This window comes from Homoserinimonas sp., assembly GCF_056262345.1.
This window is the reverse complement of sequence record NZ_JBACFR010000052.1, coordinates 1-9,796: the sequence shown is the minus strand read 5'-3', so window position 1 is coordinate 9,796 and position 9,796 is coordinate 1. Positions and strand designations below refer to the sequence as shown.

Below are 9,796 nucleotides of genomic sequence, written 5' to 3'. Positions count from 1 at the left end.
AACGAGCACGAGCTGGGGCGGATGATCGACGCGATTGAGGCGCGCATCGCACCCCACATCGGCCCGGCAGAGGCAGCCAAGTATGTGGCCGAATATCGCGACGGCACGGCGCTCGTCGGCACCCCGCAGCAGGTCACCGACCGCCTCGGGGCGATGGGCGACCTGGGGCTCGCGTATGCGATCCACTACTTTGCCGACGTCGCCTACGACCGCACGAGTGCCCAGCTGTTCGAGCGCGAGGTCCTGCCAGCGCTGCGCTAGGCGCGCGCCCGCCAGCGCTCGACTCGGGCCCGCTAGCTCCACCGCTAGCTCCACCGCTAGCGCTAGTCGCGTGCCCAGCAAGCGCTCGGCGCGCCCTTAAACTGCTCGCCGCGCCCGAAGTATCGGGAGCGGCGAGCAGTTACGAGGAGCGGCGAGCGACCGGGCCGGGCCAGGCGCGGGCCGGGCTAGGCGAGCGACCGGGCCGACGCTACCGGTTCTCCGGCGTGCTGACTTGGAGCCCCTCGCCGTCGGGCTGCAGACTCACCAGGACGGTGTCGCCGTCCACGATGCGGCCGCCGAGCAGGGCCATCGCCAGCTTGTCGTCGATCTCCTTCTGCATGAGCCTGCGCAACGGGCGGGCACCATAGAGCGGGTCGTAGCCGCGCTCGGCCAGCCACGCCCTCGCATCCGGAGTCACCGCAAGCTCAAGCCTGCGTTCGGCAAGGCGCCGGCCGAGCCGGTCGATGTAGAGCTCCACGATCTGGGCGAGATCTTGCTCGCTCAGCGCCGAGAAGACCACGATGTCGTCGAGACGGTTCACAAACTCGGGCTTGAACGCCTGACGCACCGCGAGCATCACCGCCTCCTCCTTCATCTCGGGCGTCATCGTGGGGTCGATGAGGAACTGGCTGCCCAGGTTCGAGGTGAGGATGAGGATGGTGTTGCGAAAATCGACCGTGCGGCCCTGGCCGTCGGTGAGCCGCCCGTCGTCGAGCACCTGCAGCAGCACATCGAAGACCTCGGGGTGCGCCTTCTCGACCTCGTCGAGCAGGATCACCGAGTAGGGGCGACGACGCACGGCCTCCGTGAGCTGACCGCCCTGTTCGTAGCCGATGTAGCCGGGAGGGGCTCCGACCAGGCGCGAGACCGAGAATTTCTCCCCGTATTCGCTCATATCGATGCGGATCATGGCCTTCTCGTCGTCGAAGAGGAACTCGGCGAGTGCCCTCGCGAGTTCCGTCTTGCCCACGCCGGTTGGCCCGAGGAACAGGAACGACCCCGTGGGGCGGCTGTCGTCGGCGATGCCGGCGCGCGACCTGCGCACAGCATCCGAGACAGCCTCGACGGCCCGCTTCTGCCCGACGAGGCGCTTGCCGAGTTCCGCCTCCAGGTGCAGCAGCTTCTCGGTCTCTCCCTGCAGGAGTCGCCCGACCGGGATGCCGGTCCACGCCGCGACCACCGCAGCGATATCGCTCTCCGTGACCTGGTCGTTGACCATCCGCTCGCCCTTGATCTCGGCGTTCTCCGCCTCCGCGATCGCCTTTTCGATGCGCGGGATGACCTCATAGTTGAGTTTGGATGCCGCCTGGTAGTCGCCCTCGCGCATCGCCAGATCGAGCTTGATGCGGGCCCCGTTGAGCTGAGTCTTGAGCTCACCGACATCCTGAAGCGCCGATTTCTCGTTCTTCCACCGCGCCTCGAGCTCGACCAGGACGTCGTTCTTCTCGGCCATGTCTTCGCGGAGCTTCTCGAGCCTGGCCTTGGACGCGGGGTCTTTCTCCTTCTTGAGAGCGAGCTCCTCAATGCGCATGCGGTCTACCGCGCGCTTGAGTTCATCGATCTCGACCGGCGACGAGTCGATCTCCATCTTGAGCCGGCTTGCCGCCTCGTCGATCAGGTCGATGGCCTTATCGGGTAGCTGCCTGCCCGTGATGTAGCGGTTGCTCAGCGTGGCCGCAGCGACAAGGGCGCTGTCGGCGATGGCCACTTTATGGTGGGCCTCGTAACGCTCCTTGAGTCCACGGAGAATGGCGACGGTGTCTTCGACGCTCGGCTCGCCCACGAACACCTGCTGGAAGCGCCGCTCAAGTGCCGCATCCTTCTCAATGTATTCGCGGTACTCGTTGAGGGTGGTTGCTCCGATCATGCGAAGCTCACCGCGGGCGAGCATGGGCTTGAGCATGTTGGATGCCGCCACGGATCCCTCGCCGCCGCCAGCGCCCATGAGGGTGTGCAGTTCGTCGATGAAGGTGATGACCTCGCCGTCGGAGTCGTTGATCTCCTTGAGCACGGCCTTGAGGCGCTCCTCGAACTCGCCGCGATACTTGGCCCCGGCCACGAGGGCAGCGAGGTCGATCGAGACGAGCCGCTTGCCCTTGAGCGAGTCGGCGACATCGCCAGCGACGATTCGCTGGGCAAGCCCCTCGACGACGGCAGTCTTGCCCACACCGGGCTCCCCGATCAGAACAGGGTTGTTCTTGGTGCGTCGCGTAAGCACCTGGCTGACCCTGCGAATCTCAGCATCACGCCCGATGACGGGATCGAGCTTGCCCGTTCGTGCGATCTCGGTGAGATCAACGCCGTACTGCTCGAGCGCGCTCTTTTGCTCCTCGTCGGTTCCTGGAGCTCCCTGCATGTTCGCCATCTGCTCTTCCCTCTCACGCAATCGAGTCGGAGTGACTCACTTTTGTCTCACGGGTGTTGCGGTTGTTTTCGTCTTGTCGTCTATCTCTGGCCGACCAGGGGCGCCTGCGCCATAGGTCGACACCGTCACGGTGAATTTAGGATTCTGGCCCACCAACCTGGTTGGTCCGACCGTGCGGGTGAGCGCAGAACGGTAGGCCAGGTGCGAGTTGTAGACGGTCCAGAGTTCGCCGCCCGGCTTGAGCACCCGTGCGGCATCTTCGAACAGGCTCAGTGCGATTCCGGCATGAACGGCAGAACCGACGTGGAACGGCGGATTGAGCACGACGAGATCTGCACAGTTGTCAGGCTGATTTGAGAGGCCGACATCCTGCACCACCGTAATCGGCAAGTCGTTGGCTTCGGCCGTCGCACGGGCCGACGCCACGGCCGCCGCGGACTGGTCCGTGGCGAGAACGGCGAGGCCCGGTCGAGACTTGGCAAGCGCAGCCGCGAGGATGCCACTGCCGCAGCCCAGGTCGATCGCCGTGCGAGCATCCGGTTTCATCTGGCGCAAGAAGCCCAGCAGATAGCGCGTGCCGATATCGAGCTTGGAGCCGGAGAACACGCCACCGTGAGCGCACACCCACATCCCCAGTTCATCGATGTATTCGCGCTGCGGGTAGTGGGTGATCTGGGGGTTCTCTCGCACGCCTTTGGCCACCAGAACGCGCGACTTCTGCCGCGCCAACGAGGGCGTCACGGTGTCGAAGTGGCGAGAGAGAACGTCGTTCATGGCGGGCGCGAGATGCTTGATGCGGCCGCCGGCGTAGATCACCACCGAGGGGTCGGCGTAGCGGGCGATGAGCGCCGCGGTCTCGTCGAGCTGCGACAGGCTCCGCGGCAACTGCATGAGCACCGTTGTGGCCCCCTCGACGAGGGCGGGCTCCAGCCCAAAGCTCTCGTAGCGGTCGCCGAGCCCGCAACTCGCGGCGTTATGAGCGAGCGCCTGCTGCCCGCTCAGCACGTCTTGATGAACCCTGATTCCCCACGCATCGTGCTGCGCGGCGGCACCGAGGGTGAGTGCTCCGTAGCGGTCGCCGATCACCACCACCCTGTTGGGTGCCTCGGCGAGCGCAGCGCGTGCCTCGTCGAGGATGAGCCGGTCACTCGCATCAACGGCAAAAAGGTTGTCTGCCTCGAGGTCGGGAAACCGTCGCAGGCGCGAAAAATCAAACTCGGCCACGGTCAGCTCCGCTCAATGGCCGCCACACGACGACCTCGTTGGGGCGCCGGATGCGCTCACCGGTTCTCAGGGAGACAACGGCACCTGACTCGTCGGCAGCGAACACTCGCCGCCCGGGTCGGTTGAGCAGCTCGTCGGCGAGTGCGACCTCTAGTTCTCGCACGCGCTCCGTGAGCTGACCCACCTGGTTTTCGAGATCAAGGATGCGACGGATGCCCTCGAGGCTGACCCCTTCGGCTCCGAGCGCTGCGATCTCCCGCAGCTGCACAACATCCTTCATCGAATAGCGCCGCGACTTTCCGCTCGTGCGTTTGGGGCGCACCAAGCCCATGCGATCGTACTGACGCAGAGTCTGCGGGTGCATGCCCGAGAGTTCTGCAGCAACCGCAATGGCAAACAGCGGGGTCGCGGGGTCCATTCCTATCCCCTTCGAGCCTTGGCGAGCAGATCCTCGCGCGGGTTTTCGTCTGGCAGGGCCTTGGCCAACGCCTTGACAGCCTTGGCGGCATCCGGGGTGAGCCTGCTGGGCACGACAACGTGCACGGTCGCGAGCAGGTCGCCAGAGTGTGAGGGCGTCACGACACCGCGCCCCTTGACGCGCAGAACGCGCCCGCTGGGTGTGCCCGGGGCCACCTTGAGCTTGACCGGGTCTCCGCCGAGCGTGGGCACCTCGATCGTCGCGCCTTCGACGGCCTCGACAAAGGTGATCGGCACGTCGACGCGCAGGTTGTCTCCGTCGCGCGAGAACACGGGATGCTTGGTCACCGACACCGCGATGGTCAGGTCGCCGGCGGGCCCGCCATCGGGGCTCGGCTCTCCCTTGCCCTTGAGCCGGATCTTTTGTCCATCGCTGACCCCTGCGGGAATGCGCACGGTCATCGGCTTGCCGTTGACGCCCTGCAGCCGGATGGTGTCGCCCTTGATGGCAGACACGAAGTCGAGGGTCGTCGTGGCCGTAACATCGCGGCCCTTGGTCGGGGCGGTGCGAAAACCACCACCGCCACCCCCGAACATGCCTCCGAAAATATCGCCGAAGTCGGCGCTTTGGGTGCGGCCTCCGCCGCCAGCACCGAACATGCCTCCGAAGATGTCGTCGAACCCGCCGGCCTGGCCTTGGCCCCCTGCGGTGAAGCGGGGTTGGCCCATTCCCATCGCGCGCACCTGGTCGTATTCGCGTCGAGTCTCGGGGTCCGAGAGCACAGCGTTTGCTTCGCTGATCTCCTTGAATCGGGCCTCGGCTTTGGCATCGCCAGGGTTCGAGTCGGGATGGTACTGCCGTGCGAGTTTGCGATAGGTCTTCTTGAGGTCTGCATCGGAGACGTCTTTCGAGACTCCGAGCACCTTGTAGAAGTCCTTCTCCAACCAGTCTTGGCTGGCCATCGGCGACTCCTCTCTAAAACTAGGGCGCAGCGGGTCGGGTGTCTCCACCCGACCCGCTGATCGCAGGTTGTTACTAGTCCTGAGGAACCGCCACGGCGACCTGGGCTGCGCGAAGCAGCCGGTCTCCGAGTCGGTAGCCCACCTTGTGCACATCGAGCACGGTCATGACCGTGACATCGGGGCTGGGCACCTGGGCGATGGCCTCATAGACGCTGGGGTCGAACTCCGCGCCCTTTTCGCCAACGCGCTCGAGCCCTGTGCGCTCAAGGGTTGAGCGCAGCTTCTGCGCGATGATCACGAACGGCCCGTCTTCGAGGTCGCCGTGCGCTTCTGCCCTGTCGAGATCATCGAGCACGGGGAGTAGCGACGAGACGACGTCGGCGACGGCCAGGACGCGGTTAGCCTCCCGGTCGCGTTCGACCCGCTTGCGATAGTTGGCGTACTCGGCCTGCAGTCTCTGCAGGTCGGCCAGCCGTTCGGTCGCGAGGTCGCTGGCGTTCTTCTCGAGGAACGAAAGGTCGGCGTCTTCGAGCGATGTCTCGACGTCGGGCCCTTCAGCCTCGATCAGGCCTTCGGCTTCCGCAGCGTTCTCTGTGTTTCCCACATCGGGCTCAGGCACTTCGTCTGAGTTCTTGCCTTGATTCTTGTCAGTCATAGTTACTTCTTGTCGTCCTCGTCCACGACCTCGGCGTCGACGATGTCCTCATCCGTCGCCTCGGCGCTTTCGGCGGTGGGAGCAGACTCCGCTGCCTGTGCAGCAGCGTAGATCTCTTCGCCGATCTTCTGCTGGCTCTCGTTGAGCTTGTCGAGGGCGGTCTTGACCGCTGCCTCGTCGTCGCCAGCGAGGGCCGACTTGAGGGCGTCGACATCGGCCTGAACCTCGGTCTTCACGCCGTCAGAGAGCTTGTCTTCGTTCTCCTTGAGAAGCTTCTCGGTGGAGTAGACGAACTGCTCGGCAGCGTTGCGCACCTCGGCTTCTTCGCGACGACGCTTGTCTTCTGCCGCGTGCTCTTCGCCCTCGCGCACCATGCGGTCGATGTCTTCCTTCGACAGCGCAGAGCCACCCGTGATGGTGATGGACTGCTCCTTGCCGGTGCCCTTGTCCTTGGCGTGCACCTGCACGATGCCGTTGGCGTCGATGTCGAAGGTGACCTCGATCTGCGGGATGCCGCGGGGGGCGGGAGCGATGCCGGTGAGCTCGAACGTTCCCAGGTTCTTGTTGTCGCGGGTGAACTCACGCTCGCCCTGGAAGACCTGGATCGCCACAGAAGGCTGGTTGTCGTCTGCCGTGGTGAAGGTCTCGCTGCGCTTCGTCGGGGTAGCGGTGTTGCGCTCGATGAGCTTCGTCATGATGCCACCCTTGGTCTCGATACCGAGGCTCAGGGGGGTCACGTCGATGAGCAGAACGTCCTTGCGCTCACCCTTGAGAACGCCGGCCTGGAGGGCTGCGCCAACCGCGACGACCTCATCCGGGTTCACGCCCTTGTTGGGCTCCTGGCCGCCAAGAAGGTTCTTGACGAGGTCGGAGACCGCGGGCATACGGGTAGAGCCACCAACGAGAACAACGTGGGCGATGTCAGAAACCTTGACGCCGGCCTCCTTGATCACGTCGTTGAACGGGCGCTTGGTGCGCTCGAGCAGGTCGGCGGTGAGCTCTTCGAACTTGGCGCGCGTGAGGGTCTCGTCCAGGTTGGCCGGGCCGTTCTCCGTGAGGGAGAGGTAGGGCAGCTGGATGCTCGTGCTCATCGAGGAGCTGAGCTCCTTCTTGGCCTGCTCAGCGGCTTCCTTGAGACGCTGCTTGGCGATCTTGTCGTTCGAGACGTCGACGCCTGTGGTCTCCTTGAAGCGCTTGATGAGGTAGTCGACAACGCGCTGATCCCAGTCGTCGCCACCGAGGCGGTTGTCACCGGCGGTCGCGCGCACCTGGATCGTGGAGAAGTCGTCGTCCTTGCCCACCTCGAGCAGCGAGACGTCGAAGGTTCCGCCACCGAGGTCGAAGACGAGGATGAGCTCGTCTTCTTTGCCCTTGTCGAGGCCATAGGCCAGGGCTGCTGCGGTGGGCTCGTTGATGATGCGCAGCACGTTGAGTCCGGCGATCTCACCGGCATCCTTGGTGGCCTGGCGCTCTGAGTCGTTGAAGTACGCGGGAACCGTGATGACGGCATCCGTGACGGGCTCGCCCAGGTACTGCTCGGCGTCACGCTTGAGCTTGGCGAGGATGCGGGCCGAGATCTCCTGCGGCGTGTACTTCTTGCCGTCGATGTCGGTGGTCCAGTCGGTGCCCATGTGGCGCTTGACTGAGGCGATCGTGCGGTCAACGTTCGTGACGGCCTGACGCTTGGCGGTTTCTCCGACGAGGGTCTCGCCGTCCTTGGTGAAGGCCACAACGGAGGGCGTGGTGCGGAAGCCCTCGGCGTTGGCGATAACGGTGGGTTCGCCACCCTCCAGAACGGCAACCACCGAGTTGGTGGTACCGAGGTCGATTCCTACTGCACGAGCCATGTGCGTTCTCCTTATATGTTGCGTGTTTCTGAGGCTGGAATGAAGTCTTGCCCGCGCTCAACTACATAGTTGAGCCGGAGTAGCTCAATTTTAGATCAGGGCTCGGCCGTGTCAAGTCGAATGCGAAAAACTTGCGCCACTCTCACTCAACTTTCAGCCCCGACGCTCACTGTAATTCGTCGCCCCGACCCTCGCATTGGGAGGCGCAGAAAACTAACCCAGCACCAGTAACCTGATCGCATGACGACCAACCACGGCAGCGAAGCCGTTCCCGCACCCCCTACGGCAGCCAACACCCAGGCGCTCGGTCCGATCGGTCGGGGAGTGAGCGGCGACCCGGCTCCCAAAAAGGTCGTCCTGTCATGGGCCATGTGGGACTGGGCCATGCAGCCCTTCAACACGGTCATCCTCACCTTCGTGTGGGTCTCGCTGTACCTGACATCCCGCCAGTTCCTCGAGCCGGAGGTCGCAGCATCCGGGCAACTGGCAGACGGCAGCTGGATGAGCTGCGCCCTGGCCGAGAACATGGCAAGCGAGTACTGCCGGGGTCTCACCGATCTTGCTGAATGGTGGGGCTGGGCCAACTTTGCCGCTGGCATCTTGATTCTCGTTCTCGCTCCCGTGCTGGGCCAGCAGGCCGATGCCCGGGGTAACAAGAAGAAGTGGCTCATCGGCGCCACGATCGCGATAGCGCTCATCCAGTTCTCCCTCTTCTTCGTCGAAGCTGACCCCAAGTACTTCTGGTTCGGCGCCCTCGCCGTCGCAATCGGGGCGGTCGTTAGCGAGATCGGCGGGGTCAGCTACAACGCGATGCTCGTCGAGGTCTCGACGCCCGCGACCGTCGGCCGCATCTCAGGCCTCGGATGGGGCCTCGGCTACATCGGCGGCATCCTCGCACTCGTGCTGTGCATCCCGCTCATCTTTGGCATTGGCACCGACCAGGCGCTCGCCTTCAAGCTCGTCGCTGTGGTCTGCGCGGTCTGGACGCTAATCTTCGCGATCCCGATGTTTAGGAACGTGCCCGAGTCTCCCGCGTACCCGGGCGCCCAGAAGGCCTCCTTCTTTGGCTCCTACGTCGTGCTGGCAAAGGACCTCGCCAAGCTGTTCAAGCACAACCGCTCGACGTTCTGGTTTCTGGTCTCCGCCGCGGTCTACCGCGACGGGCTCGCCGGGGTCTTCGCCTTCGGTGCCATCCTCGCTGCGCAGGGCTTCGGCTTCAGCACGATCGAGGTGATGATCTTCGGCGTCGCCGCCAACCTGGTCGCCGGCGTCTCAACCATCTTCGCCGGGCGAATCGACGACATTGTCGGCCCGAAGCGACTTATCGTCGCGACCTTGGCAGGACTCGTGCTGATGACGGTCGCGGTGTTCGCCCTTCGCGACTACGGCACGATTGTCTTCTGGATCTGCGGTCTTACCCTGTGCGCCTTCGTGGGCCCCGCCCAGGCCGCGAGCCGCGGACTGCTCACGCGCGTCACCCCTGCTGGCATGCAGGGCGAGATATTCGGCCTCTACGCCACGACGGGCCGCGTCGCCAGCTTTCTCTCCCCTCTCGCCTGGGCGCTCTTCCTGAGCATCTTCGGCGGAATCATCTACGGAGTGCTCGGCATCGGCCTCGTGCTTCTGATTGGCCTCATCATGCTGCTCTTCGTACGTCTGCCGAAGCACGAACGCGTGGCGTGACCCGCAGCATCCGCCGCCCTCTGCACACAACGAGGGTGGCGGAGCGCGCCAATCAAGGGCACTCTGAGGAAATGACCAACCCCACTATCGTCAACGCTGAACTCCTCCGCTCGCTGCACGTGCCCGGTTCACCGCTCATCGTGACCAATGTGTGGGATGCCGTAACCGCCCGCATCGTCTCCGAAGTTCAAGGGGTCAAGGCCCTCGCCACAGCGAGCCACTCGATCTCGTTCGCCCACGGTGTGCCCGATAGCGAAGGACTCACGGTAGACCAGGCGCTCGCCGCCGCGAAACTCGTCATCGACGCAACGTCGCTGCCGGTGTCTGTCGACTTTGAGAAGGGGTATTCGGCCGACGCCAAGGGGGTCGAAGACAATGTGG

Annotated in this window: 8 protein-coding genes and 1 pseudogene; 3 read left to right on the top strand and 6 right to left on the bottom strand. The window is 64.5% G+C overall.

Features of this window, described 5'->3' with window-relative positions; all coding sequences use genetic code 11:
* Nucleotides 1-261, top strand: a pseudogene (locus AC062T_RS02620) (LLM class F420-dependent oxidoreductase); the annotation flags it as partial.
* 208 nt (nt 262-469) lie between these two features.
* On the opposite strand, the gene AC062T_RS02615 reads toward AC062T_RS02620, so the two are convergent.
* The 6 genes from AC062T_RS02615 to dnaK form a co-directional block, all read right to left on the bottom strand.
* Nucleotides 470-2,626: an ATP-dependent Clp protease ATP-binding subunit gene (locus AC062T_RS02615; protein WP_108518348.1), complete on the bottom strand. Its 2,157-nt coding sequence runs from the start codon at nt 2,624-2,626 to the stop codon at nt 470-472.
* Between the two features lie 36 nt (nt 2,627-2,662).
* On the bottom strand, nt 2,663-3,850 hold the full coding sequence (locus AC062T_RS02610) for a class I SAM-dependent methyltransferase (RefSeq protein WP_476027129.1): 1,188 nt from the start codon (nt 3,848-3,850) through the stop codon (nt 2,663-2,665).
* Nucleotides 3,837-4,268 (bottom strand): heat shock protein transcriptional repressor HspR, encoded by a 432-nt coding sequence (locus tag AC062T_RS02605; protein ID WP_476027127.1) that lies wholly within the window; start codon nt 4,266-4,268, stop codon nt 3,837-3,839. Before AC062T_RS02605 ends, AC062T_RS02610 begins: the two co-directional genes overlap by 14 nt.
* Nucleotides 4,269-4,270: 2 nt before the next feature.
* On the bottom strand, nt 4,271-5,230 hold the full coding sequence (locus AC062T_RS02600) for a DnaJ C-terminal domain-containing protein (RefSeq protein WP_476027125.1): 960 nt from the start codon (nt 5,228-5,230) through the stop codon (nt 4,271-4,273).
* 73 nt (nt 5,231-5,303) lie between these two features.
* A complete protein-coding gene (locus tag AC062T_RS02595) occupies nt 5,304-5,885 on the bottom strand; it encodes a nucleotide exchange factor GrpE (RefSeq protein WP_108518355.1) in 582 nt (193 codons plus the stop codon).
* Between the two features lie 2 nt (nt 5,886-5,887).
* Nucleotides 5,888-7,732 carry a molecular chaperone DnaK gene (gene dnaK / locus AC062T_RS02590; RefSeq protein WP_476027123.1) on the bottom strand — a complete coding sequence of 615 codons (1,845 nt, stop codon included), beginning with the start codon at nt 7,730-7,732 and terminating at the stop codon, nt 5,888-5,890.
* A gap of 240 nt (nt 7,733-7,972) precedes the next feature.
* On the opposite strand from dnaK, the gene AC062T_RS02585 reads away from it, so the two are divergent.
* A complete protein-coding gene (locus tag AC062T_RS02585) occupies nt 7,973-9,415 on the top strand; it encodes an MFS transporter (protein ID WP_476027121.1) in 1,443 nt (480 codons plus the stop codon).
* Between the two features lie 71 nt (nt 9,416-9,486).
* On the top strand, nt 9,487-9,796 hold a 310-nt coding region (locus tag AC062T_RS02580; RefSeq protein WP_476027119.1), incomplete at its 3' end, for an isocitrate lyase/phosphoenolpyruvate mutase family protein.

Coding starts and splice junctions, on each gene's coding strand:
- AC062T_RS02595 (WP_108518355.1), bottom strand. CDS start 5,885: ATGACTGACAAGAATCAAGGCAAGAACTCAGACGAAGTGCCTGAGCCC.
- dnaK (WP_476027123.1), bottom strand. CDS start 7,732: ATGGCTCGTGCAGTAGGAATCGACCTCGGTACCACCAACTCGGTGGTT.
- AC062T_RS02600 (WP_476027125.1), bottom strand. CDS start 5,230: ATGGCCAGCCAAGACTGGTTGGAGAAGGACTTCTACAAGGTGCTCGGA.
- AC062T_RS02605 (WP_476027127.1), bottom strand. CDS start 4,268: ATGGACCCCGCGACCCCGCTGTTTGCCATTGCGGTTGCTGCAGAACTC.
- AC062T_RS02585 (WP_476027121.1), top strand. CDS start 7,973: ATGACGACCAACCACGGCAGCGAAGCCGTTCCCGCACCCCCTACGGCA.
- AC062T_RS02615 (WP_108518348.1), bottom strand. CDS start 2,626: ATGGCGAACATGCAGGGAGCTCCAGGAACCGACGAGGAGCAAAAGAGC.